This is a genomic window from Labrenzia sp. 011 (genome assembly GCF_003075075.1).
In the GTDB taxonomy this organism is placed as follows: Bacteria; Pseudomonadota; Alphaproteobacteria; order Rhizobiales; family Stappiaceae; genus Roseibium.
Genome location: NZ_QCYM01000003.1, coordinates 51,212 through 76,604, shown reverse-complemented (window position 1 = coordinate 76,604; position 25,393 = coordinate 51,212). Strand labels below are relative to the sequence as shown.

The 25,393-nt window shown below is 61.0% G+C and carries 23 protein-coding genes; 5 read left to right on the top strand and 18 right to left on the bottom strand.

Translation table 11 applies throughout. The features are described 5' to 3' along the window. The first annotated feature begins 86 nt into the window (after nucleotides 1–86). From DCO57_RS05185 to DCO57_RS05170, 4 genes are all read left to right on the top strand, one after another. Nucleotides 87–392, top strand: a complete 306-nt coding sequence (locus DCO57_RS05185) for a YciI family protein (RefSeq protein WP_116697809.1) — start codon at nucleotides 87–89, stop codon at nucleotides 390–392. Between the two features lie 222 nt (nucleotides 393–614). Then, a complete protein-coding gene (locus tag DCO57_RS05180) occupies nucleotides 615–1,133 on the top strand; it encodes a YetF domain-containing protein (protein WP_116697808.1) in 519 nt (172 codons plus the stop codon). Between the two features lie 412 nt (nucleotides 1,134–1,545). Further along, nucleotides 1,546–1,917 carry a DUF2946 family protein gene (locus tag DCO57_RS05175; RefSeq protein WP_244287887.1) on the top strand — a complete coding sequence of 124 codons (372 nt, stop codon included), beginning with the start codon at nucleotides 1,546–1,548 and terminating at the stop codon, nucleotides 1,915–1,917. 290 nt (nucleotides 1,918–2,207) lie between these two features. Next, on the top strand, nucleotides 2,208–3,563 hold the full coding sequence (locus DCO57_RS05170) for a PepSY domain-containing protein (RefSeq protein ID WP_116697806.1): 1,356 nt from the start codon (nucleotides 2,208–2,210) through the stop codon (nucleotides 3,561–3,563). Nucleotides 3,564–3,652: 89 nt separating this feature from the next. On the opposite strand, the gene dnaE is transcribed toward DCO57_RS05170, so the two are convergent. The 4 genes from dnaE to proS all read right to left on the bottom strand — a co-directional run bounded on the left by dnaE (nucleotide 3,653) and on the right by proS (nucleotide 11,092). Further along, entirely contained in the window at nucleotides 3,653–7,156 is a 3,504-nt protein-coding gene (gene dnaE, locus DCO57_RS05165; RefSeq protein ID WP_165814647.1) for a DNA polymerase III subunit alpha, read from the bottom strand. Between the two features lie 492 nt (nucleotides 7,157–7,648). Next, nucleotides 7,649–8,365 (bottom strand): ABC transporter ATP-binding protein, encoded by a 717-nt coding sequence (locus tag DCO57_RS05160; protein WP_116697983.1) that lies wholly within the window; start codon nucleotides 8,363–8,365, stop codon nucleotides 7,649–7,651. A 10-nt stretch (nucleotides 8,366–8,375) separates the two neighbouring features. Next, entirely contained in the window at nucleotides 8,376–9,680 is a 1,305-nt protein-coding gene (locus tag DCO57_RS05155; RefSeq protein WP_116697805.1) for a lipoprotein-releasing ABC transporter permease subunit, read from the bottom strand. A gap of 80 nt (nucleotides 9,681–9,760) precedes the next feature. Beyond that, nucleotides 9,761–11,092 (bottom strand): proline--tRNA ligase, encoded by a 1,332-nt coding sequence (proS, locus tag DCO57_RS05150; protein WP_116697804.1) that lies wholly within the window; start codon nucleotides 11,090–11,092, stop codon nucleotides 9,761–9,763. Here proS and DCO57_RS23255 point away from each other — a divergent pair. Further along, nucleotides 11,091–11,297 carry a hypothetical protein gene (locus tag DCO57_RS23255; RefSeq protein WP_133192631.1) on the top strand — a complete coding sequence of 69 codons (207 nt, stop codon included), beginning with the start codon at nucleotides 11,091–11,093 and terminating at the stop codon, nucleotides 11,295–11,297. The genes proS and DCO57_RS23255 overlap by 2 nt on opposite strands. A gap of 404 nt (nucleotides 11,298–11,701) precedes the next feature. On the opposite strand, the gene DCO57_RS05145 is transcribed toward DCO57_RS23255, so the two are convergent. From DCO57_RS05145 to DCO57_RS05080, 14 genes are all read right to left on the bottom strand, one after another. Continuing rightward, nucleotides 11,702–11,992 (bottom strand): DUF1467 family protein, encoded by a 291-nt coding sequence (locus DCO57_RS05145; RefSeq protein ID WP_116697803.1) that lies wholly within the window; start codon nucleotides 11,990–11,992, stop codon nucleotides 11,702–11,704. A gap of 4 nt (nucleotides 11,993–11,996) precedes the next feature. Continuing rightward, complete coding sequence (gene mce / locus DCO57_RS05140) at nucleotides 11,997–12,401, bottom strand: methylmalonyl-CoA epimerase (RefSeq protein ID WP_116697802.1); 405 nt, start codon at nucleotides 12,399–12,401, stop codon at nucleotides 11,997–11,999. A gap of 155 nt (nucleotides 12,402–12,556) precedes the next feature. After that, nucleotides 12,557–14,236 (bottom strand): ribonuclease J, encoded by a 1,680-nt coding sequence (locus tag DCO57_RS05135; protein ID WP_116697801.1) that lies wholly within the window; start codon nucleotides 14,234–14,236, stop codon nucleotides 12,557–12,559. Between the two features lie 35 nt (nucleotides 14,237–14,271). Beyond that, nucleotides 14,272–15,045: a biotin--[acetyl-CoA-carboxylase] ligase gene (locus tag DCO57_RS05130; RefSeq protein WP_116697800.1), complete on the bottom strand. Its 774-nt coding sequence runs from the start codon at nucleotides 15,043–15,045 to the stop codon at nucleotides 14,272–14,274. 8 nt (nucleotides 15,046–15,053) lie between these two features. After that, nucleotides 15,054–16,484 (bottom strand): NADH-quinone oxidoreductase subunit NuoN, encoded by a 1,431-nt coding sequence (gene nuoN, locus DCO57_RS05125; RefSeq protein ID WP_208977806.1) that lies wholly within the window; start codon nucleotides 16,482–16,484, stop codon nucleotides 15,054–15,056. A 32-nt stretch (nucleotides 16,485–16,516) separates the two neighbouring features. After that, complete coding sequence (locus DCO57_RS05120) at nucleotides 16,517–18,043, bottom strand: NADH-quinone oxidoreductase subunit M (RefSeq protein WP_116697798.1); 1,527 nt, start codon at nucleotides 18,041–18,043, stop codon at nucleotides 16,517–16,519. Next, nucleotides 18,043–20,046 carry an NADH-quinone oxidoreductase subunit L gene (gene nuoL / locus DCO57_RS05115; RefSeq protein ID WP_116697797.1) on the bottom strand — a complete coding sequence of 668 codons (2,004 nt, stop codon included), beginning with the start codon at nucleotides 20,044–20,046 and terminating at the stop codon, nucleotides 18,043–18,045. The genes DCO57_RS05120 and nuoL overlap by 1 nt, the downstream gene beginning before the upstream one ends. Nucleotides 20,047–20,052: 6 nt before the next feature. Further along, a complete protein-coding gene (gene nuoK / locus DCO57_RS05110) occupies nucleotides 20,053–20,361 on the bottom strand; it encodes an NADH-quinone oxidoreductase subunit NuoK (protein ID WP_116697796.1) in 309 nt (102 codons plus the stop codon). Between the two features lie 200 nt (nucleotides 20,362–20,561). Beyond that, a complete protein-coding gene (locus DCO57_RS05105; RefSeq protein WP_116697795.1) occupies nucleotides 20,562–21,176 on the bottom strand; it encodes an NADH-quinone oxidoreductase subunit J in 615 nt (204 codons plus the stop codon). A 90-nt stretch (nucleotides 21,177–21,266) separates the two neighbouring features. After that, nucleotides 21,267–21,755, bottom strand: a complete 489-nt coding sequence (gene nuoI / locus DCO57_RS05100) for an NADH-quinone oxidoreductase subunit NuoI (RefSeq protein ID WP_116697794.1) — start codon at nucleotides 21,753–21,755, stop codon at nucleotides 21,267–21,269. Between the two features lie 21 nt (nucleotides 21,756–21,776). After that, nucleotides 21,777–22,013: a hypothetical protein gene (locus DCO57_RS05095; RefSeq protein ID WP_116697793.1), complete on the bottom strand. Its 237-nt coding sequence runs from the start codon at nucleotides 22,011–22,013 to the stop codon at nucleotides 21,777–21,779. Then, the gene (gene nuoH, locus DCO57_RS05090) at nucleotides 22,010–23,068 is read right to left on the bottom strand and encodes an NADH-quinone oxidoreductase subunit NuoH (protein WP_116697792.1); all 1,059 of its coding nucleotides are present in this window, start codon (nucleotides 23,066–23,068) and stop codon (nucleotides 22,010–22,012) included. Before nuoH ends, DCO57_RS05095 begins: the two co-directional genes overlap by 4 nt. 16 nt (nucleotides 23,069–23,084) lie before the next feature. Next, nucleotides 23,085–25,148: an NADH-quinone oxidoreductase subunit NuoG gene (nuoG, locus tag DCO57_RS05085; protein ID WP_116697791.1), complete on the bottom strand. Its 2,064-nt coding sequence runs from the start codon at nucleotides 25,146–25,148 to the stop codon at nucleotides 23,085–23,087. Continuing rightward, entirely contained in the window at nucleotides 25,148–25,393 is a 246-nt protein-coding gene (locus DCO57_RS05080; protein ID WP_116697790.1) for a pentapeptide repeat-containing protein, read from the bottom strand. Before DCO57_RS05080 ends, nuoG begins: the two co-directional genes overlap by 1 nt.

Below are 25,393 nucleotides of genomic sequence, written 5' to 3'. Positions count from 1 at the left end.
TTGCAGACTAGAACGGCAAATATGTCGACTCAATCGTCAGTTCCGCCGTGCCAACCTGCGGCCACTTCACCAAAGGAGCCGACCTCATGAAATTCGTCATCCTGTTCGAGGACAATCCCGATGCGGATCCGGATATCCGCAAGACCCATATGTCCCGGCATCTCGACTTTCTGGAAAACCACCGCGGTAGGATCGAGGCGGCCGGCCCACTGTCTGATCCCTCGGGAGCCGGCCGTGACGGACTCTGGATCGTCGAGGCGTACAGGGAAGAGGACATCGAGCAGCTGATCCGCGAGGATCCATTCTGGCCGACAGGACTGCGCAAGTCCTGGTCCATTTTGAAGTGGATGCAGGTCTATGCCGCCGGCTCAAGGCTCATCCAGCCGGGCTAACGACCCGTTTCCTGTGGCAGGCCTGCCGGGCTGGACCTCAAACGGCACACCGCCACAGGCCGAGGGCGACTGAAACATCATCACCTCGGAACCATGAGCCTGCCGGGCAGTTGATCCCTTGACAGCGGCAACAGACCAGGGACATCAGACAATGATCCGCACCACTCGGCATCGAGACCGGATTTCCCGCTGCATCGCCTTGAAAAAGGAGGCGATGTGGTGATGTTTTTCGAGTCCGTTCCCCTCGACACGGTCGTGCGGGCCGCGTTGCTGTCCACCCTCGCGTTGATCTGGGTGGTTTTTGTCGTGCGGGTCATCGGCCTGCGGGCATTTTCGAAAATGACGTCCTTCGATTTCGTGGTGACGGTCGCGACCGGGTCGCTGCTGGCAGGGGCGAGCCAGGCGACAACCTGGCCGGACTTCGTGCAAAGCTGCCTTGCGATCACGACACTTTTGTCCGTGCAATTCGTCGTGGCGCGCTGGCGCAGGGCTTCCGACAAATTTCAGCAGCTGTCCCAGAACACCCCGATCCTGCTCATGCAGGACGGCGCCTTCCTGCCGGAAGCCTTGCGGGAGACCCGCGTCGCCCGGAACGATATCCATGCGAAATTGCGGGAGGCGAATGTTCTGTCTCTCTCAGACGTGCGGGCGGTTGTTCTGGAAACCACCGGAGACATTTCCGTTCTGCATGGCCCCCAGCTGGAAACGGAGCTTCTGGTGGGCGTGCGCACGCGCGTTTGACGCGCCGCGCCCTTTGGATTTGAAGTTTCAGCAAGTTGTCACCTCGCAGACCAAGAGGACTTATTGGCGGTTTCGAGTTCAGGCTGACGCAAGAGCGGTTTAACGGCGGCACGCGGGAACATGTCCTGCCCGATCGTCTTTTGACGGCCGCATCGGCGTCCCGGCAACAACTTGCTGGGTCATGACGCGAGCTTTCGGACCGGAAATGCTCTTTCTCCAAACGGTCATCAGGACACGGTAAAGTCGCAAAAAAGACGGCACAGGGACATACGGCCCTTTTCTGATGCTGTTGACTCAACTATGGTCCTGCTCCGTCCGCACTGGCCTCTTCGCGAAACGAAACCGGATCAGAATGAACACATCGCAAATCACAGGCTGCTGTAAAAGCCGGCGGAGCTCTGCCCCGTTGCCTGTGACGTTCATTGCCTGGTTCGCGATGATCCCGTTCCTGCTGCTGTCGTTGATGGCGCCGGGGACAATGACCGTTGCCGACGCCGATGGCCTGCCCAGAATCGTTATCTGCACCGGCTCCGGCCCTCTGGAAATGATTGTCGGCAAGGATGGCGACTTGCGGCTTCCCGGGGATCAGCCCACGGAGCGGGACAGCCGCCTGTGCGACTGGTCGCTTCATGGCCAGACCGCCGTCGATCTTTCGATTCCGGCTCTTCCCGCAGTGTCCGCCCTGCGTATCCCCATTGCGCATATCGCCTTTCAGGACCAGATCCGCCGGCGTCCGAGCGTTTTTATCCGGCTTGCCCGCGCGCCTCCTCCGGTGCTGGCGTAAACAGTTTTGCTTTCGACCTGGCGGGAAACAGGACCGCGCTCACAGACCATGAGCGTCAGATCCGTCTTTTCTGCGCCGGGCGACCAGACCTGCGCGCCCCGGCTTGCCATGAAACAGCACGACCTCACGCCACGGAAGACAGACACTGCGCCGTATCCGTGAGGGCCCCCATTTCAGGCATTTCGCCCATCTGAGTCGGTAAAAGCCGGTACGCACCGCTTTCCCGTTTTCTCAATCCGCCCCGTCCGAAATCCGAACAGATCTTCGGCGGGCGAACTCTGGACTCTTCCATGTCAGAACAAATCAAACGCGGAGCAAGTTCCGCGCTCTATCGCGCCGTATGGCGCTGGCACTTCGTGGCGGGCCTTCTGATCCTGCCTTTCGTCGTCATTCTCGCCGTTACCGGCGGGATCTATCTTTTCAAGGATGAAATCAACGACGCAGCCTACAGCCAGCTGCGCTTCGTCACGCCGACAGACGGCACGAGACTGTCGCCCTCGCAAATCACCGCTGCGGCCCTCGCTTCCCATCCCGGAAGACTGACGGCTTACGGTCCGCCCGCCGCGGCCGACCGGAGCGCGCAGGTCAAGATTGTCGGCGAAGACGGTCTGCAGGACACACTCTACGTCGATCCCTACGACGGAACCGTTCTGGGAAGCCTTTGGGATGGCGGCGCATCAGGAAGTCCCGCCATGTATGTGGTGCGCAAACTCCACTCCCTGGAGTATGTCGGCTGGCTCGGAAACAGAGTCATCGAGGCCGTCGCCGGCTGGATGGTTCTTCTGGTCGGAACCGGCATCTACCTGTGGCTGCCGCGCGGACGCCAGGTCGGCACGGTTTCCATCAAGGCGAAATGCGGCCGTCCCTGGTGGCGCGATCTGCATGCTGTCACAGGCCTCTATACGGGCCTGTTCATCGTGTTCCTCGCCATGACCGGTCTGCCCTGGTCATCCGTGTGGGGCGGCAAGTTCTATGATTATGCCTACCAACTGGGCCTCGGCATGCCTGACGGCTACTGGTCGAACAAACCGACCTCGACCGTGCCGGTCGCCGATGCCGTTGACCGGGCCCCCTGGATCATGGAGAAGCAACCCATGCCGCTTTCAGGTGCCGCCGAAGGTGTGCCGCAGGCGCTCGACACGGTTGTCGCCACGGTGGAAAATCTTGGCATCGTGCCCGGCTATGCCCTCTCCATGCCGAAGGGTCCGGAAGGCGTATTCACAGCTTCGGTCTATCCTGACGACGTCACCAGGGAACGGGTGATCCATCTCGATCAATATACCGGGGAAGTTCTGTACGACGCGGGCCTCAACGATCTCGGACCGCTCGGCTGGGCCGCGGAATGGGGCATCAGCATCCACATGGGCCAGGCCTGGGGACTCGCCAACCAGATCGTGCTGCTGCTGGCCTGCGCTGCAATGGTGGGACTATGCGTATCCGCCGCCGTAATGTGGTGGAAGCGTCGTCCTGCGGGCGGCATCGGAGCCCCACAGCTGCCCAGCGACTGGCGCATCCCGCGCGCCTTGCTTGTGATGGCGATTGCGGCGGGGATCTTCTTTCCCCTGGTGGGACTGTCGATGCTTGTATTGGCCGTGATCGAGTTCGCACTCTATCTGTCGAAGAGAAATCGTCTTCAGACAACCTGAACACGACGGAACGCCGGGCAGGTCCGGCGTTCCGTTCCCCCGGCGCCGAAAGGAACGGGACCGTCTTTCGCAAGCCGGATTGCGGTCTCTCAGGCCACCTGCACATCCGTCACGCCCGGCACCGCCTTCAGCGCTCCGGCGATCTCGGGCGACAGCCGGAAGCGGCCCGGAAGCTTGACTTCCACTTCCCGCGCCCCGTTTTCCAGAAGAACAATGACCGTCACATCCCCCTCGCCGCGCATCTTCAGGTGTTTGGCAAGGCTCTGGATGGGACGTTCGTCGCGGACGAAGACACGCATGCTCTTCTGCAGGCGGGCGGCAACCTTGTCGATCGGATCCACCTGCTCGATCCGGAGCGACGGTTCGTCGTCGCGCATGTCGGCGCCGACCAGAACGACGACGGAGCGGCCGGTCTGCAGCAGTTCGCGGAACTGTTCCAGCTTTTCGCGGAACAGCAACGCCTCATACTGGCCGGTGGCATCCGACAGACGCGCGATGCCCATGCGCGTGCCGGTCTTGGTCTTGCGCTCCTGCATGGAAATCACCGTGCCGGCGAGACGGCCGGCCGAGGCCCCCTTCTTGACGGCTTCGGCAAATTGCGTCCAGGGCTGGACCCGCATCTTGTCGAGAATATTGGCGTATTCGTCGATCGGGTGGGCGGAAAGATAGAAGCCGATGGCGGCATGTTCGCGCTGCAGCTTTTCTTCCGTCGACCAGGGCTGCACCTCGTCGAGCTGCAGCGGTTCCTCGCTGTCGCTGCCGCCGAAAAGCTCGTCCTGACCGAGCGTGCGGTTTTCCTCCGTACGCTGCGCCAGGCCCATGATCCGGTCGAGCCCTTCGAAGACCCGCGCCCGGTTGGGCTCCAGCTCGTCGAAGGCCCCGGCGGCGACCAGATTTTCCAGCGTGCGCTTGTTGAGCGCCTTCGGCGAGATGCGCCGGGCGAAATCGCCGAGACTCTGGAAGGGCTTGTCTCCCCTCACCTCGACAATATGTTCCACGGCCTGTTCGCCCGCCCCCTTGATTGCCCCCAGGGCATAAAGGATCTTGCCGTCGGCCACATCGAAATACACCTGACCGCGATTGATCGACGGCTGCTCGATGACGATCCCCATGCGCCGGGCTTCCTGACGGAAGTCGCCCAGCTTGTCGGTGTTACCCAGATCGAGGGTCATCGAGGCGGCCATGAACTCGACCGGGTAGTTCGCCTTCAGCCAGGCCGTGTGATAGGAGACCAGCGCATAGGCGGCCGCATGCGACTTGTTGAAGCCGTAGTTGGCGAATTTCGCCACAAGGTCGAAGATCGTCCCGGCCTGAGCCTTGGGAACGCCGCGTTCCACCGCACCATCGACGAATCGGGCGCGCTGTACCTCCATCTCCGCGGCGATCTTCTTGCCCATGGCCCGGCGGAGAAGATCCGCCTCGCCGAGGGAATAGCCTGACAGAACCTGGGCAATCTGCATTACCTGTTCCTGGTAGACGATGATGCCATTCGTCTCCATCAGGATGGGTTCCAGCAACGGATGCAGGCAATCCGGTTCCTGCTCGCCATGCTTGACGGCGTTATAGACCGGGATGTTCTCCATCGGTCCCGGCCGGTAGAGGGCCACAAGCGCGATGATGTCCTCGAAGCGGTCCGGCTTCATGCCGGCGATGGCCCGGCGCATGCCCTGACTTTCCAGCTGGAACACGCCGAAGGTCTCGCCGCGCGCCAGCATCTTGTAAGTCTTCTCATCGTCGATCGGCAGAGCGGCGACATCCACATCGACGCCGCGCCGTTCGATCAGCTTCACCGCCGTATCAATGACGGTCAGCGTCTTCAGGCCGAGAAAGTCGAACTTCACCAGCCCGGCATCCTCGACCATCTTCATGTTGAACTGGGCGACCGGCATGTCGGAGCGCGGATCGCGGTAGAGCGGCACCAGCTTTTCCAGCGGCCGGTCGCCGATCACCACGCCAGCCGCATGGGTGGACGCGTGACGGTACAGACCCTCGAGTTTCTGGGCCATGCCGAGAAGACGCTCGACGCTCTCCTCTTCCTTGGCCGCCTCGCGCAGGCGCGGCTCGTCGTTGATGGCCTGGCCGAGCGTCACCGGATTGGCCGGATTGGCCGGCACCAGCTTGCACAGCCGGTCCACCTGGCCGTAGGGCATCTGCAGCACCCGGCCGACGTCGCGCAGCACGGCGCGTGCCTGCAGCGATCCGAAGGTGATGATCTGCGCCACCTGCTGGCGGCCGTATTTCTCCTGAACGTAGCGGATCACCTCTTCACGCCGGCTCTGGCAGAAGTCGATGTCGAAATCCGGCATCGATACGCGTTCCGGGTTCAGGAAGCGTTCGAACAGCAGCGAGAACCGCATCGGGTCGAGATCGGTGATGGTCAGCGACCAGGCCACCAGCGAGCCCGCTCCGGACCCGCGGCCCGGTCCGACAGGAATATCCTGTGCCTTGGCCCATTTGATGAAATCGGCAACGATCAGGAAGTAGCCGGGAAACTTCATCCGCTCGATGATTCCGGTCTCATATTCGAGCCGGTCCCAATAGTCCTTCTCCTCCAGCCCCGGCGCGAGGCCGTGGACATCCAGCCGGGCACGCAGACCTTCGCGGGCCTGGCGTTTCAGCTCCTCCGCCTCGGCACGGTTCGCCTCGTCCGGATCGGCGTCGGCTCCGGCAAAGCGTGGCAGGATCGGATCCCGGCGCAGCGGACGGAAGCGGCAGCGTTTCGCGATCTCCACCGTTGAAGCCAGCGCCTCGGGCAGATCGGCGAAAAGCGCGCACATCTCCGAGCGGCTCTTGAAATAATGCTCAGGTGTCAGCCGGCGCCGGTCATCCTCGATCAGCACCCGTCCCTCGGCAATGCAGATCAGGGCGTCATGCGCCTCATAGTCCTCCCGCGCGGGAAAGAACGCCTCGTTGGTCGCCACCAGCGGCAGGTTCATCTCATAGGCAAGTTCGAGGAAGGCCTCCTCCGTCTTGCGTTCTGCCTCCATGCCGTGGCGCTGGATCTCGACGTAACAACGCTGGTCGAAACATGCCGCAAGTCTCTCCAGCCGCTCTTTGGCCAGATCCTTGCGCCCGGCCAGAAGCGCCGCGCCGATGGGCCCTGACGCGCCACCGGTCAGTACGATGATGTCTTCGGATTTGGAAAGCAGGTAGTCGATGGACACATGCGGCCGCAACCCGGTTTCCGTGTCGAGAAAGGCGCGCGACGACAGTTCCATCAGATTGCCGTAGCCGTTTTCGCTCATGGCAATCAGAACCAGATCGGCCAGGGCCGGTTCGCCCCGCCGGCCGCTGTCCAGGCCGTCGTCGAAAAACACCGACAGCTGGCAGGCGGTAATCGGCTGGATGCCCGCCCCCCAGGCCTTGGCGGAAAACTCCTGCGCGCCGAACAGATTGTTGGTGTCGGCAATCGCCAGCGCCGGCTGATTGTCGGCCTTGGCAAGATCAAGAAGCTTCTTGATCGGAAGTGCGCCTTCAAGAAGCGACAGCGCGGAATGAACCCTGAGATGAACGAACCCCGGCCCGACACCTGTCCGCCCCGTGTTTTCAGAAGCCTCGGAGGAGGCGCTCGCAGAAGGTGGGAAATCAGTCATGACGGCGCTTCTCGTATCTTCCAGAATCAGCTTCCAAGTGAAGCGCTTCACGAAAGATCTGTCGAGCCGTCAAAGCGGTTGTCACCGCTGTTCTTTCCCATATCGCCCGCCGGTCCATGCGGGCACGGGCTGACGCATCATCTTTGCGGGAGCTCAGACATGGGAAACCTGCCGTCCGCCCCTCGGATCGGCATCCTGCCTCAGCCGACGGAGAACAGAACGTCTCCCCAGACCGCAAGAGTCGTGCAGAAACAGACCAGAGACCCGAATGCGGCAAAATCACGAGCGATGTAAATCATCAGACCCTCCAAACTGGGATAATGGCGTGAGAAGAGAATGTTCCATTTTTGTTCCCTTTGCAAGCCCTTTTTGTTCCCGTTGCCATCAGGAGGATCAATTTATATGAAAATGGTGGGTTTTCGCTTTGTTCCACCGCGTCACAGGCGCCGCAAGGAGCCCGCCGGCGTCTATGATCCGCAAACGGTGCCGGACCTAAAGCGGCTTCACCAGCCCGTCCTTGAGGGTGATCGCCCGATCCATCCGCGCCGCCAGCTCCAGATTGTGGGTTGCAAACAGCGTTGCCACTCCGGAAGCGCGCACCAGCGCCGACAGGGCCTCGAAGACATAATTGGCCGTGGTCGGATCGAGATTGCCGGTCGGTTCGTCGAGCAGCAGGATGCGCGGCGCATTGGCCACCGCCCGGGCGACCGCCACCCGCTGCTGTTCGCCTCCGGAAAGCTCGGAAGGCCGGTGTTTTCCCCGTTCGCCGAGACGCAGGTAGCTCAGCAGTTCATCGGCCCGCTCGGCAGCAATCTTTTTCGACAGGCCGCGGATCATCTGCGGCATCATGATGTTCTCCTGCGCAGTGAATTCCGGCAGCAGGTGATGGAACTGGTAGACAAAGCCGATGTCGTTGCGGCGGATGGCGGTACGCTGCTCGTCGGACAGATCCGAGCAATTGACCGGCCCGAGAAACACGTCTCCTTCATCGGGGCGTTCCAGCAGTCCCGCAATATGCAGCAGGGTGGATTTTCCGGTTCCGGAAGGAGCGACCAGCGCCACCATTTCCCCCGCTTCGATCCGGAGATTCGCGCCGTTGAGAATATGCAGCTGGCGCGCGCCCTCATCGAAGCTGCGCCTGATTCCGGAAAGCTCCAGAGCGGCGGGCGCCAGCTCCGGTGTCCGGCGCGGGTCGACGGCCATGTTCATCGGCGTCTCCTCACTCATACCGCAGGGCTTCAACAGGATCGAGCCGCGCGGCCCGCCAGGCGGGGTAAAGCGTTGCCAGCAGCGACAGCACCAGGGACATCAACAGCACCGTCAGGGTCTCGCCGCTGTCGATTTCCGCCGGCAGCCTCGACAGGAAGTAGAGCGTCGGATCGAACAGCTCGGTCGAGGTCATCCAGGAAACGAACTGGCGGATGCTTTCGATGTTCAGACAGACGACCAGGCCGAGCACGAAGCCCGCGAACGTGCCGACACAGCCGATGCTGGCACCGGTGATCAGGAAGATCCGCATGATGGAGCCCCGGGTCGCCCCCATGGTGCGCAGGACGGCAATGTCCCTGCCCTTGTCCTTCACAAGCATGATCAGGCCGGAAATGATGTTGAGTGCGGCGACAAGCACGATCAATGTCAGGATGATGAACATCACGTTGCGCTCCACCTCCAGCGCGGAGAAGAACGTCACGTTTCGTTGACGCCAGTCGGTGACGAAGGTCGGCCGCTCGGCTGCGTCCTCGATCGCCCTGGCCATGATGCCCACATTGTCCGGATCGAGCACATAGACCTCGATCCCCGTGGCCTTGTTATCCATGTTGAAATAGGCCTGCGCCTCTTCCAGCGGCATGAACACGAAGGTGCTGTCGTATTCGCTCATGCCGATCTCGAAGATCGCCGAAACCGGATATGCCTTCAGCCTCGGCGTCACCCCCATTGGCGTGACGCTGCCGCGCGGGGAAATGATCGTGATGTTGTCTCCGGCCGAAACCCCGAGCTGCTGCGCCATGCGCGAGCCGATGGCGATTCCCTCGCCTTCGTCGAAGCCGTCGAAAGACCCGGAGCGGACATTGTTTGCGATCAGCGGCACCCGGCGCAGATCGGCCTCATGGATGCCGCGCACCAGGGCGCCCAGATTGCCGGCCGGCCCCGAAACCAGCGCCTGCCCCTCGATGAAGGGAATGGCGCTGACCACCTCCGGCACACCTTCCAGCCGTGCGGCGACCGCGTCGTAGTCGGTCAGCGGCAGATCTATCGGCTGCACGAGCATATGTCCGTTGATGCCGAGAATCTTGCCCAGGAGTTCGGAGCGGAAACCGTTCATCACCGCCATGACGATGATCAGCGTCGCGACGCCCAGCATGATGCCGGCAAAGGAAAAGCCGGCGATGACGGAAATGAAGGTTTCGCGTCGCCTTGAACGCAGATACCTGCCGGCGATCATCCACTCGTAGGCGGAAAAGGGACGTGTGGGCGCTGCCGAATTCCGGCCCTCGTCAACGTCCGCCGTTTCTACCGCTGTCATTGTCCATCCACTTCAGCAATGCCCCACCGGCCCCAGTGGCTTGCGGCCGAATCCCCGTTTCCGAGCATCACCGGACTTGACTAGCCCGTCAATGCCGCCGTCAGCCTGTTGAGGGTGGCATCCGGAGAAAGCATTTCCTTTTCCCCAGTTGCACGATCCTTGACTTCCAGAAGGCCGTCCTTCAGCCCGCGCGGACCGGCAACGACCTGAAACGGCAGGCCGATGAGATCCATGGTCGCGAACTTTGCGCCCGCTCGCGTGTCGGTGTCATCGTAGAGCACCTCTATACCGGCGGATTCCAGTTTGCCGTAGAGATCCTCCGACACGCTGTCCGTCAGTGCGTCCCCCGGCTTCAGATTGACCAGCCCGACATGGAAGGGCGCGACGGATTTCGGCCAGATGATTCCATTTTCGTCATGATTGGCTTCGATCAAGGCGCCAAGAAGGCGGGACACACCCACGCCGTAGGACCCCATGTGGACCGCAACCTCGGACCCGTCGGCCGTGGCCACCCTGGCACCCATCGGCTCGGAATATTTGGTGCCGAAATAGAAGGTCTGACCGACCTCAATGCCGCGGGCGACGATCCGCTTGTCTTCCGGAACGCTGGCTTCGAACTCCGCCTTGTCGACAATGTCCTCGGTCGCCGCGTAAAGCGATGTCCAGTCAGCGACAACGGGCTTCAGGTCGGAGGTGAAATCGACATCCTCGCCCGGCGTCTCCTTGCTCAGATAGTCGGAGTGGCAATAGACCTCGCTCTCGCCCGTTTCGGCAAGCACGATGAACTCGTGACTCAGATCGCCGCCGATCGGTCCGGTCTCGGCGCGCATCGGGATGGCCGTCAGCCCCATGCGCTTGTAGGTGCGCAGATAGGCCACGAACATGCGATTGTAGGATTCGACGGCCCGTTCCTTGTCCAGATCGAAGGAATAGGCATCCTTCATCAGGAACTCCCTGCCGCGCATGATTCCGAAACGCGGACGGACCTCGTCGCGGAATTTCCACTGGATGTGATACAGGTTCAGCGGCAGATCCTTGTAGGAGCGCACGTAGCTGCGGAAGATCTCGGTGATCATCTCCTCGTTGGTGGGTCCATAGAGCATCTCGCGCTCGTGTCGGTCGGTGATGCGAAGCATCTCCTTGCCGTAGGCATCGTAGCGGCCGCTCTCCCGCCACAGGTCCGCCGGCTGGATGGTCGGCATCAGCAGCTGGATGGCCCCTGCCCGCGCCTGCTCTTCCTCCACGATCCGCTCGATCTTGCGAAGCACCTTCAGTCCCAGCGGCAGCCAGGAATAGATTCCCGCCGACTGCTGGCGAATCATGCCCGCACGCAGCATCAGCCGGTGGGAAACGATTTCCGCTTCCTTGGGTGTTTCTTTCAGGATGGGAAGAAAATATCGGGAAAGACGCATGAATGTTCTCTCAATCTTGGCAACGCCTGTTTGGTGCGCAGTCAAAGCGCAAGCAGCCCCCAAAAACAAGTCCTTTGCGCAATGGCGGCCTTCTTTTGCGGAAATTGCCGGTGAAGAGGCTCTAAAAAGCAGTGAAAACCGCGTTTTGCCGTCTAATGTTCAGCCCTGCATTTGCGCGTTTGAACGCCCAATTTTCCGCCCCTGAAATAGGCAAGCAAAAAAAGTAGGCTACACACTACAAATAGGTGACAAGTCGGTTTCAATCGGCTAGGTTTTCTTCTCATAAGAAAAAGATGCCTTGGTAGAAGTACCAAAAAGCTGAAGATCATCGCGGTCTGAGTCTTGGGAGGAAGGATCTTTAGGCGCGCCATCTGGTTCGCAGCCGCCCAACCGGATCATTAACCTGATCGGTAAGGGAATAAGGTCAGTTTAGACGCGGAACTTAACAAAGGCAGGGTTTGACCCTGCCTTTTTCTTTTCTCAACAGCAGCTTGAAGAATTCGGACCGGTTTCTCCGATCCCCCGCGTCCGGTCGAACGCCGTCCGGATGCGCGACAGCCCGGGAATCGACAGTTCGGTTTCGCAGGTCCCCCGGGAACCGGACAGTCCCTAATCGCCCGGATGGCTGTAGCTGTTGGCCGGCGGATTGAAGAAGGGGATGTCGTCCAGACCGAATCCCGACGCCCGCATGCCCACATATCCGGCAAACAGCAGCGTGGTGACGATGGTCGTGAGAACGATGACCTTCAGAAACCGCGGTCTGTCCGGAGCGCTCGGTTCCGACCCGGGAACCACCTCCCCCGCCTCTTCCTGCGTGCGGTGCATGCCGAAGGGAAGAATGGCGAACAGGATGATCCACCAGATCAGGAAGTAGATCGCCAGACCGAATGTCAGGGACATGTGTTTACGCCTCTTCCAGCTCGGTCAATGTGCCCAGAAAGTCCTTAGGATGCAGAAACAGGACCGGCTTGCCATGTGCGCCGATCTTCGGTTCGCCATCGCCCAGAACCCGCGCACCGGACTTCACCAGCTTGTCGCGTGCCGCGATGATGTCGTCCACCTCGTAACAGACGTGATGAATGCCGCCGGAGGGGTTCTTCTCCAGAAACCTGGCGATCGGCGAACCTTCCCCGAGCGGCTCCAGCAGTTCGATCTTGGTATTCGGCAGGTTGATGAACACGGTCGTGACGCCATGATCCGGCTGATCCTGCTTGCCGGACACCTCGGCTCCGAGCGTGTCCCTGTAAACCGCTGCCGCCGCATCGATATCCGATACGGCGATCGCCACGTGATTGAGCCGGCCGATCATGCACATTCCTCCGCAATCGGCGGCCACTTCCGGCCGCCCGAACGTCCTGCGTTCAGATGAAGGCAGACGTTACGCTCCAACACTTCCTGGCGGATACTCTCTCCGCCAGCCGTTTTCGACGACAGAAGAGAAGATCCGTCTCAGGGTCCTGAGGATTATAGCCGGGTGACCATCACCTTGCAGAGCGTCTTTTTGCCCCACACCTTCTGGATCTCGGCACGTGCAGCCCGACGCGCGGCTTCGCGGATCAGCTCCTTGTCCTTGCGCCGGGCCTTGGGAATGCTCTTCATCGCACCAGCCACGGCCTTGACGACGATATTTTCCATCGGCTCGCCCTCGTCATCCGTATCCGGCAGACCGAGCAGCGTGACGTCGGGATCGCTGAGCAGCTCCCCGGCCCGGTTGATGACCAGGGCAACAACGGCAGCCCCTGCGAATGACAGCTTGCGCCGCTCATTGACACCGGTGACTTCCGGGTCGTCGAGAATGTCACCGTCCTTGACCATGATGCCGAACGGCGCCTGGTCGATCACCGCGGCCTTGCCGGCGGTCAGACGGACGATATCGCCGTTCTTGCCGCGCACGACCTCCGGAATACCCTGCTCGCGGGCAAATGCCGCCTGGGCGGCAAGATGCAGCGGCTCGCCGTGAACGGGAAGCAGGACCTTCGGCTTCAGCAGCTTGTAGAGCTGCTCCAGTTCCCCCCGGCGCGGGTGGCCGGACACATGAACCAGCGAATCCTTGTCGGTGACGATATCGACCCCGATTTCCGCCAGATTGTTGAGAACCTCCGCGACGGCCTTTTCATTGCCCGGAATGGTCCGGGAGGAAAAGATCACCATGTCCCCCTTGGAGAGCGCAACATTGCGGTGATCCCCAGAAGCGATCCTTGCCAGTGCAGCGCGGCTTTCCCCCTGCGAACCCGTGCAAAGGAGAACCGCCTTTTCGCGCGGCAGGTAGCCGAAGGCTTCCTCGTCGTGAAACGCCGGCAGCCCCTCCAGATAGCCCAGTTCGCCGGCGACCTCGATCACCCGATGCATCGAACGACCCACCACGACCACGTCGCGGTCATTGGCGGCGGCCGCTTCCGCAATCGCCCGGATACGCGCCACATTGGAGGCAAAGGTCGTGATCGCGATGCGCTTCTTCGCACTCGCCATCACCTTCTTGAGTTCCACACCCACGTCCGCTTCGCTGGGGCTGACACCGTCGCGCACCGCATTGGTGCTGTCGCACACAAGTGCCATAACCCCTTCGCGGCCGAGTTCGGCCAGCCGCTCCAGATCGATCGGCCGGCCGACACCCGGAGTTCTGTCGATTTTCCAGTCGCCGGTGTGCAGGACCATGCCCGCAGGCGTACGGATTGCCAGCGCACAGGGCTCGGGAATCGAGTGGGCCATGGCGACGAATTCGACGTCGAACGGCCCGATCTTCACCCTGTCTCCCTGTTTGACCACCGTCACCGGCACCTCTTCGGCGCCCGGTTCGTTCTCAACCTTGGCGGCAAGCAGACCGGCCGTGAAGGCCGTCGCATAGACCGGTACCTTCAGGAAGGGCCAGAGATGCAGGATGGCGCCATAGTGATCTTCATGGGCGTGGGTGATGACCATGCCGACGATGTTGTCGACTTCGTCTTCCAGAAACTTGATGTCCGGCACGACAACATCGATGCCGGGCAGTTCCGGCCCGGCAAAGCTGACGCCGCAATCGACGATCAGCCACGACCTGTCATCCGCCGGACCGTAGCCGTAAAGGCCCAGGTTCATCCCGATTTCACCGACCCCACCTAGCGGCAGAAATACGATATCGTTTTCGTTCTTGTTGGCCGAAGCCATGAATTGCTCCTTTAAAGCTGTGTACAGGCCGGCGGTTAAGCCTCGGACAAAAACACGTCGCCTGCATAAACGGTGCGCTGGCCGCCATCCTCCTGTTTCAACACGAGATAGCCGCGCGCATCCATATCGGCAAAAATGCCGGTAATTTCTTCCTGGGCGGTTCTGACCGTAATCTCCCTGCCCAGATGTGTCGCCCGTTTCAACCAGGCGGTGCGGATAGATTCGAATCCGTCAGGCTTTCGCCAGCAGGCGAGCTGCTGTGCCAGACACGCCGCGAGACATTCGAACAGCCTTTCCGCGGATACCTGAAATCCAAGACTTCTCAGATCGGTTGCCTGATAAAGCGTAAGGGGCGGGTGGGAGACACAATTCACACCAAACCCGATGACCACGGCCCGCCGGCCATCGGCCAGGGTTTCGGCCTCAAGGAGTATCCCCGAAAGCTTGGCTCCCTCGACCAGGAGATCATTTGGCCATTTCAACGATACCAGTTGCAGTGTCCCGGCGGCTTTGTCAACGGCTTCCGCCAGAGCAACCGCCGCCGCGAGGGGCAATTCGCCGATTCTGGCGACCGGTTCCGGGTCGATCAGCAACAGACTCGCAAAGAGGTTGCCCACAGGCGACGCCCAGTCCCGGCCGCGCCGGCCACGGCCCTCCGACTGTTCGAGCGCACGGATCCAGAGCTTGCCCGGGTGTCCGGCCCGCGCCCGTTCAAAACAGAGCGAATTGGTCGAGCCGGTGGAGCGGTGCTCTTCATAGCGAAAATCCGGCGCACCGGGCGCCGGACATTCCTGGTCCTGGGCGTTCATGCCGGCGGTCAGAACAGGGACTGCGCCGCCGCGCTTGCCGCGTTGACCACATGCCCGGGCGCCAGCCAGAAAAAGACGACGAATATGCTGGACAGGCCAAGCACCACCCGCAGTTCCATCGGCATTTTCTCGAAGGCTTCCACCGGTTCGTCGAAGAACATCACCTTGACGACGCGCAGGTAGTAATAGGCCCCGACCACGGACATCAGGATGCCGATGATCGCCAGCGGATAAAGACCGGCCTGAACCGCCGCCACAAAGACGTACCATTTGCCGAAGAAGCCGATCAGCGGCGGAATCCCGGCCAGGGAGAACATGAGCAGCGCAAGCAGGATCGCCATCGGCAGGTTGGTCTGCGACAGGCCGGCAAGATCGTCGATTTCCTCGACCATGCCGTCCTTGCGGCGCATGGACAGGATGACGGCAAACACGCCGAGGGTCATGCCGAGATAGGCCATCATGTAGAAGATAACCCCTTCCACGCCGGTCTGGGTGCCGGCGGCGAGGCCGACAAGCGCATATCCCATGTGCCCGATGGAGGAATAGGCCATCAGCCGTTTCAGATTGCGCTGCCCGATGGCGGCAAAGGCGCCAAGCGCCATGGAGGCGATGGACACGAAGACCACGATCTGCTGCCAGTCGCTCGTCACCGGATGGAACGCCTCGATGACGATCCGCACAAGCATGCCCATGGCCGCCACTTTCGGAGCCGCCGCCAGGAAAGCGGTGACCGGCGTCGGAGCGCCTTCATAGACATCCGGTGTCCACATGTGGAAGGGAACCGCGGAGATCTTGAAGACAAGGCCGGCCAGGATGAAGGTCAGGCCAATCACCAGCCCGATTGAATCCCCCTGATGGACCAGCGATTCGGCGATTTCGGCAAAGCCGATCTGACCGGTAAAGCCGTAGACCAGCGACATTCCGTAAAGCAGCATCCCCGAGGACAGCGATCCGAGCACGAAATACTTCAGGCCCGCTTCGGTGGACCTGACGCTGTCGCGATTGATCGCCGCCACCACATAAAGCGCGAGACTCTGCAGCTCCAGGCCGAGATAAAGCGCGATCATGTCGTTGGCCGACAGCATGAGCATCATGCCGAGCGTCGCCAGCACGATCAGGATCGGATATTCGAAATGATCGAAGGACTGGCTCTTGGCATAGGCCCAGGACATGGCGATCGCAAAAAAGGACCCCGCCAGCACCAGCAGCTTCAGCAGATAGGCGAAATCATCCAGAACGAAGGACCCGCCGAAGGTCTCGGCAAAGGTGGGGACCAGCAGCAGCACCAGAAACGTTCCGCCCAGCAGGCCCATCGCACCGCCGAACACCGCGTAACTGACGCCTTTGCCGCCGAAGGCGCCTACCATCAGCAACGCCATGGCTCCGAGGGCCAGGATGATCTCCGGCAGGACCGGCATGAGATCTGGCAATTGGGTCATATCCGACATAGCTCTGTCTCGTCCTCGAAACCTTAGTGAGACACGGCGGCGGATGCCGCGTGCTGTGCGACACCGGCCGCATCAAGTGCCGCTGTATACTGATTGATGAGATTGTCCACCGCGCCCTGGGTCACATCCAGGATCGCCATCGGATAGAAGCCGAAGAAGATGGTCAGCACGACCATCGGGATCAGGATGACCTTTTCCCTCAGAGACAGGTCGAGGATCGACTTCAGGCTTTCCTTCTCGATCGCGCCGAAAACCACTCTGCGATAGAGATAGAGCGCATAGACCGCCGACAGGATCACGCCGGTTGCCGCGAAGAACGCCACCCAGGTATTGACCTGAAAGACCCCCATCAGCGTCAGGATCTCGCCGACGAAACCCGACGTGCCCGGCAGGCCCACATTGGCCATGGTGAAGATCAGGAACACCACCGCATATTTCGGCATCCGGTTCACCAGACCGCCATAGGCGGCGATTTCGCGCGTGTGCATCCGGTCGTAGATTACACCGACACACAGGAACAGCGCACTGGCAACGATCCCGTGCGACAGCATCTGGAAGATACCGCCCTGCACGCCCTGATGCGTCATCGAGAAGATACCCATGGTCACGTACCCCATATGGGCCACGGAGGAATAGGCGATGAGCTTCTTGATGTCTTCCTGGGCGAGCGCCACCAGCGAGGTATAGATGATCGCCACCACCGAGAGCGTGTAGATCAACGGCGCGAACATGTCGGAGGCGATCGGGAACATCGGCAGGGAAAAGCGCAGGAAGCCGTAACCGCCGAGTTTCAGCAGAACCCCCGCCAGAATGACGGAACCGGCAGTCGGCGCCTCCACGTGTGCATCCGGCAGCCAGGTATGCACCGGCCACATGGGCATCTTCACCGCGAAGCTTGCGAAGAAGGCCAGCCAGAGCCAGGTCTGCATCCCTTCCGGGAACCCGTGCGCCAGAAGCTGCTCGATGTCGGTCGTCCCGGCGTTCCAGTACATCGCCATGATCGCGATCAGCATGAGCACCGATCCGAGCAGCGTGTAGAGGAAGAACTTGTAGGACGCATAGACACGCCGCGCGCCGCCCCAGATGCCGATGATCAGGAACATGGGAATCAGGCCGGCCTCGAAGAACATGTAGAAAACCACGAGATCGAGCGCGCAGAACACGCCGATCATCATCGTTTCCAGCACGAGGAAGGCGATCATGTATTCCTTGACGCGTTTCTGGACGCTTTCCCAGGAGGCCAGGATACAGAACGGCATCAGGAAGGTGGTCAGGATCACGAACAGCACCGAAATGCCGTCCACGCCCATCCGGTAGCTGATGTTGCTGCCGAGCCAGTCACGTTGCTCGACGAACTGGAAGCCCGGATTGGTGTAGTCGAAGCTGCCCCAGATGAACAGGGACAGGACGAAGGTCACGCCCGTGGTCACCAGGGCGACCATGCGGATGTTTCTCCGGCTCCCCTCGTCCTCGCTGGGAACCAGCAGGATGAAGACCACGCCAAGCAGCGGCAGAAAGGTCGTGAGTGACAGAATTGGCCAGTCAATCATTAGTGTGCACCCCCGCCGGTGCCCGCACCGGTGAACATCGACCAGGTGATGAGCGCAGCCACACCGATCAGCATCGCAAAAGCATAGTGGTAGAGATATCCGGTCTGCAGTTTCACGACCCAGGTCGTGATGTTCTGGACACGGGCCGCGACACCGTTCGGGCCGAAGCCGTCGATGACGGTACCGTCGCCCTTCTTCCACAGCGTGCGGCCGAGCCACATGGCGGGCCGGACAAAGATGAAGTCATAGAGCTCGTCGAAATACCACTTGTTGAGCAGGAACTGATAGAGGCCGGAATGGCGCTCCGCCAGCTGCTTCGGCATTTCCGGCGAGCGGATGTAGAACTGGTAGGCAACCAGGAAGCCGAGAACCATCATGACGAAGGGAGAGACCTTCACCCACGCCGGCACATCGTGCATGGCATGGAGAATGTGGTTGGTTTCGCTGGTGAACAGCGCCCCCTTCCAGAATGCCTCGTACCCCTCTCCGTAGAAGATCCCGTAGAAGACCATCCCGGCAAGAGCCGCGCCGACCGACAGGATGATCAGCGGTATGGTCATGACCAGCGGTGACTCGTGAACATGCTTCATCACATCGACCGGTGCCCGCGGCTTGCCGTGGAAGGTCATGAAGGTCAGACGCCAGGAATAGAAGGCTGTCAGCGCCGCCGCGATTACGGTCAGCCAGAAGCCGTAGAGCGCCATCGGGTTGGCGTGTTCGCCGGTGGACCCGGCAAAGGCGGCCTCGATGATGGCATCCTTCGAGATGAACCCGGCAAAGCCCAGATGGGTGAACGGAATGCCGACCCCGGTCAGCGCCAGGGTACCGATCATCATCGTCCAGTAGGTAAGCGGAATGTGCTTCCTGAGGCCGCCCATCTTGCGCATGTCCTGCTCGTCGGAGACCGCGTGGATCACCGAGCCGGCGCACAGGAAGAGGAGCGCCTTGAAGAAGGCGTGCGTGAACAGGTGGAAGATACCGATCGAATAGGCTCCAACCCCGAGCGCGACGAACATGTAGCCGAGCTGGGAACAGGTCGAATAGGCGATCACCCGCTTGATGTCGTTCTGCACCAGGCCGACGGTCGCGGCGAAAAACGCCGTCGTTGCTCCGAAGAACACGATCACGGTCAGAGCGGTGTGCGACAGCTCCATGAGCGGCGACAGACGCGCTACCATGAAGACGCCCGCGGTCACCATCGTCGCTGCGTGGATCAGGGCAGAGACCGGTGTCGGGCCCTCCATCGCGTCCGGCAGCCAGGTGTGCAGCAGGAACTGCGCCGACTTGCCCATCGCACCCATGAACAGCAGCAGGCAGACGACGGTCATCGCCGCATGCGGATCGAGATGGTAGCCCAGGAAGGTCATCACCTCGCCGTGTTCCTCGATGAAGGATGGCGCATCGTTAAAGATGGTGGTGAAATCGATGCTCTGGAACAGATAGAAGACACCGAAGATGCCGAGCGCAAAGCCGAAGTCGCCGACACGGTTGACGACGAAGGCCTTCATGGCCGCGGCATTCGCCGCGGGCTTCTGGTACCAGAAGCCGATCAGCAGATAGGAGGCCAGACCGACGCCTTCCCAGCCGAAGAACATCTGCAGCAGATTGTCCGCGGTGACCAGCGACAGCATGGCGAAGGTAAAGAATGACAGATAGGCGAAGAAACGCTGCCGGTGCGGATCATGGTGCATGTAGCCGATGGAATAGACATGGACCACCGCCGACACCGTGGTGACCACGACCAGCATGACCGCCGTCAGCGTATCGACCCGGATCGACCAGGAGACCTTCAGGTCACCGGCATCTATCCAGCGGAACAGATCGACGACCTGCGCCTCCGATCCGCCGAACCAGAAGCCGCAGAATGTGATCCAAGACAGCACCGCCGCCACGATCAGGAGAGAACTGGTAATATACTCGCAGGCCTTGGCACCGAGGGAGCGCCCGAAAAGACCGGCAATCAGAAAGCCGATAAGCGGCAGGAACAGGATTGCGGAATACATCAGCTCCTACCCTTTCATCACGTTGATGTCTTCCACGGCGATGGAACCGCGGTTCCGGTGGAAGACCACCAGGATCGCCAGGCCGATCGCCGCTTCGGACGCGGCCACGGTCAGCACCAGCATGGTGAAGATCTGCCCCATCATGTCGCCAAGAAACGACGAGAAGGCGACAAAGTTGATATTCACCGACAGCAGCAGCAGTTCGATAGACATCAGGATGACAATCACGTTTTTCCTGTTCAGGAAGATCCCGAAGATCCCGATCGTGAACAGGATGGCCGCGACCGACAGATAGTGCGACAGACCGATTTCCATGGGCGCCTCGCCGTGCTCCCCTCGTTTAACCCCAACCGGAGACCGCACGGAGGAGCGTGCCGGTGTCCGGGCTTTCCCAGATCAACCTGCTTTCACGAGTTGCCCCGGAAAAGCAGAAAACTGACCGATTCTAAAGTGCCGGAACATCTCGTCGGTGATCGCTCGACCGCAGGACGCCCCGAAAACGCAATGAGTTCGCGTCAGATACCTTTTCCCGTCTCCACCTTCCGGACCTCGACGGCGGTTTCGCGAGTGCGCGCAACCTGTTCCGGAATGCTTTGACGTTTGACATTCGGCTTGTGGCGCAGTGTCAGGACAATCGCCCCGATCATCGCCACCAGCAGCACCAGGCCCGCGACCTGGAAGAAGTAGATGTATTTCGTATAGAGCACCGACCCGAGCGCCTGGATGTTGCTTGTTTCGGTCAGCGCAGGCATCGGTTCGGCCCCGTGTCCGAGCACCCCCGGCGCAATGACCCAGGCACCGAGCCCCATCAGCAGCTCGACGAGAAGGACAAGACCGATCAGAGCCCCGACCGGCATGTACTGAAGGAACCCCTGCCGAAGTTCGACGAAATCCACGTCCAGCATCATCACCACGAACAGGAACAGAACCGCGACCGCGCCCACATAGACAACGACCAGCAGCAACGCGAGATATTCCGCCCCCAGCAGAATGAACAGGCCTGCGGAGTTCACGAAGGCGAGAATCAGAAACAGAACCGAGGACACCGGGTTGCGGGATGCGATCACCATGAAGGCTGACGCCACCGTGACGCCGGCAAACAGGTAGAAAAAGAGGGCTTTCAGGATCATTTCTAAGACCTGCCTGTCGTGTGGCCTTTCGGCCGGAAGTGCGGTGCCCGGCCGGATTGCCGGGCGGAATTCGAAGTGTCCGGTTAGCTCCTAGCGATAAGGAGCGTCCATTTCAATGTTTCGGGCGATTTCACGTTCCCATCGGTCCCCGTTCGCGAGCAGCTTTTCCTTGTCGTAATAAAGCTCCTCGCGGGTTTCCGTCGCGAATTCGAAATTCGGTCCCTCGACGATCGCATCCACCGGACAGGCTTCCTGGCAGAAACCGCAATAGATGCATTTGACCATGTCGATGTCGTAACGCGTCGTCCGGCGGGTGCCGTCGTTGCGCCGCGGACCGGCCTCGATGGTGATCGCCTGCGCAGGACAGATCGCCTCGCAGAGTTTGCAGGCGATGCAGCGCTCCTCGCCGTTCGGATAACGGCGCAAGGCGTGTTCGCCGCGAAAACGCGGGCTCACCGGTCCCTTTTCGAAGGGATAGTTGATTGTCGGCTTCGGCTTGAAGAAGTAACGCATCGCCAGAATGAATGCCGACACAAACTCCTGCAGAAACAGCGATTTGACGGCTTGATTAAGTCCCATCGCTTTTTTGCCTCTCTTTCCTCAACCGACCAGCGCGCTGGCGGCCCAATACCCGATCACCGGAAAGCCGATCACCGGAACTACAAAAATCACGACGCCCAGAAGCGTCTTGTACCTTGCCGGGACGCCACCGTCGCCTCCGGCCTGTCTGTTTTTCGCTTCCGCCGCCTGAAGGAGCCCCTTGAGGATCTTCCAGTCGAGCCAGCCCACATAAAGGCCGACGGCGGCGGCAATCGCACCTGCCAGCGAAATGCTCACACCGAGCCCGGTGCCCAGCCCATGATCATCAGCACGGCGGCGACGATCACGACCATGCCGAGCGACAGTGGCAGGAACACCTTCCAGCCGAGGCGCATGAGCTGGTCATAGCGGTAACGCGGAACCATCGCCTTCACCATGGCGAACATGAAGAAGCCGAGGAAACATTTCAGCAGGAACCAGACGATGCCCGGAACCCAGGTGAAGGGTGCGAAATCGAACGGCGGCAGCCAGCCGCCCATGAAGAAGATGCTCATGAGCGCGCACATCAGGCAGATGGCGACATACTCGCCCAGCATGAACATCATGTACGGCGTAGAACCGTATTCGACCATGAAGCCGGCAACCAGTTCCGATTCGGCTTCCGCCAGATCGAACGGCGGACGGTTGGTTTCCGCCAGCGCCGAGATGAAGAACACCACGAACATCGGGAACAGCGGCAGCCAGTACCAGTTCAGGAAGGACAGCCACGGCACGCCGAGCAGATTGGCAAGACCCGTTTCCTGGGAAAGCACGATGCCGGACAGGTTCAGCGTGCCCGCGCACAGAAGCACCGTGACGATCACGAAGCCGATGGATACCTCATAGGACACCATCTGCGCCGCCGAACGCAGCGCCGACAGGAAGGGATACTTGGAGTTCGAGGCCCAGCCACCGATGATCACCCCGTAGACCTCAAGCGAGGACACGGCGAAAACGAACAGGACACCCACATTGATGTTGGCGATCACCCAGCCGTCGGCGACCGGAATGACCGCCCAGGCGGCCAGTGCCAGCAGAACCGACACCAGCGGCGCCAGCAGGAACAGGATCTTGTTCGATCCCGCCGGAATGACGGGCTCCTTCAGAACGAATTTCAGAAGGTCGGCAAAACTCTGCAAAAGGCCCCAGGGCCCGACCACATTCGGTCCGCGCCGGATCTGAACGGCCGCCCAGATCTTGCGGTCCGCGTAAAGAACGTATGCAACAATCACCAGGAGCACGACCATCAGCAGGATGCTCTGGAATGCCATCCACAGGAACGGCAGACCGTAGGTCGTCATGAACTCAGCCATATCGGTCCCCTACCCCTTATTCTGCGGCTTCCGCCGCCCGCGTTCTGGCGAGCGCCGAGCACTCCGCCATCACCTTGGACGCGCGAGCGATCGGATTGGTCAGATAAAAGTCCCGGATCGCATTGGCAAATCCGGCGCTGTTCATTTTGGCCTTTGCATTGGCCAGTTTGTCGATATCCGCGGCCTCGCCCGCTTCGACCGCGTCGATGCCCATCATGTGCGGCACGGCTTCGAACAGCTTCGAGCGCAGTTCGTTCAGCGTATCGAACTCCAGGGTCTGGCCGAGGCTTGCGGACAGCGCCCGCAGGATCGCCCAGTCCTCCCGGGCGTCGCCCGGCGGGAAGGCAGCCCGATCGCCCATCTGGACGCGGCCTTCGGTATTGACGTAGATCGCTGATTTTTCCGTATAGGCAGCACCCGGCAGGATCACGTCGGCGCGATGTGCGCCCCGGTCGCCATGCGTGCCCTGATAGACCACAAATGCGCCGGCGGGAACCTCGACTTCATCGACACCCAGCAGGAACAGCACATCGAGCGCACCCGGCTCCAGCATGGCGGCCGTATCCTTGCCGCCCTCGCCCGGAACGAAACCGATATCAAGCGCGCCCACCTGGGCGGCTTCCGTATGCAGAATGTTGAAGCCGTTCCAGCCGTCCCTGATGACGCCGAGAGACTTTGCCGCCGCCGCAATCGCCGCCAGAACTTCGGCGCCGTCCGGCCGGTTGAGCGCGCCCTGACCAACGATGAACATCGGACGTTCGGCCTTGGCCGGCGCATGGTCGGTCAACTGCTTGAGGCTGTCAGGACCGGCACCGAGATAATCGACCGGATAGGTCAGATCGGCGTTTTCGCCGATGAGGCCGATCCGCACATCGCCGCGCGACCAGCGCTTGCGGATGCGCGCATTGAGAACCGGAGCTTCCTGACGGGGATTGGTGCCGATCAGGACGATCGCGTCGGCCTCTTCGATCCCCTGGATCGTGGAATTGAAGATGTAGCTGGCACGGCCATTGTTCGGATGCAGCGGTGATCCCGGGGGGCGGCTGTCGATACTGGCAACGCCGAGCTTGTCCATCAGGCTCTTCAGCGCGAACATTTCCTCGACGCCGGAAAGCTGTCCGGCGAGCGCACCGATACGCTCCGCCTTAGCCGCCTTCACCTTGTCGGCGATGATCCCGAAGGCTTCGGACCAGGACACCGGCTGCAGCTTTCCGTCTTTCCTGGCATAGGGCCGGTCAAGCCGCTGGGTCTTCAGTCCGTCCCAGATGTAACGGGTCTTGTCGGAGATCCACTCTTCGTTGACCTCCTCGTTGAGCCGGGGCATCACGCGCATGACTTCCTTGCCGCGCGTATCGACCCGGATGGCCGAACCGACCGCGTCCATCACGTCGATGCTTTCGGTCTTGGTCAGCTCCCAGGGACGGGCATGGAATTCGTAAGGCTTGTGCGTCAGCGCGCCGACCGGGCACAGATCGGCGACATTGCCCTGCATTTCGGAGGACAGCGCCGCTTCCAGATAGGTGGTGATCTCGGCGTCCTCGCCACGGCCGATCAGGCCCATGTCGGCCACGCCGCAGACTTCCGTGGTGAAGCGGACACAGCGCGTGCAGTGGATGCAGCGGGTCATGATCGTCTTGATCAGCGGACCGATTTCCTTGTTCTCGACCGCACGCTTGTTTTCGTTGAACCTGGATCCGTCGACACCGTAGGCCATCGCCTGGTCCTGCAGGTCGCATTCGCCGCCCTGGTCGCAGATCGGGCAATCCAGCGGATGATTGATGAGCAGAAACTCCATCACCCCTTCGCGGGCCTTCTTGACCATCTCGGATTTCGTTTCCACCACCGGCGGCTCGCCGTTCGGTCCGGGGCGCAGATCCTTCACGCCCATGGCGCAGGAGGCGGTCGGCTTGGGCGGCCCGCCCTTCACTTCCACCAGGCACATGCGGCAGTTGCCGGCAATCGACAGCCGGTCGTGATAGCAAAAGCGCGGAACCTCGGCGCCCGCCTCTTCACAGGCCTGAAGCAGCGTGTAATCCGCCGGAACATCCACTTCATTGCCGTCGATGATCAGTTTTGTCATCACATAGCCTCTTGTGCCGCTTCGAAGGCGGCCAGCAGTTCGGTCACTTCAATGCCGTTGATGGTCATGCCATCCAGGCGGCTCTGGCTGATGGAGGTACCTGCCAGATCGGCGCTGATCACCTGTAGGCCCGCCATATAGACGTTGTCATAGCGTCCACCGGAAAGAGTCATGTCGTCAAAACGGCATCCGGACAGATCCGCATCGCTTGCCTTCAGACAGTGTTTCTCGTGGTGGATGTTCAT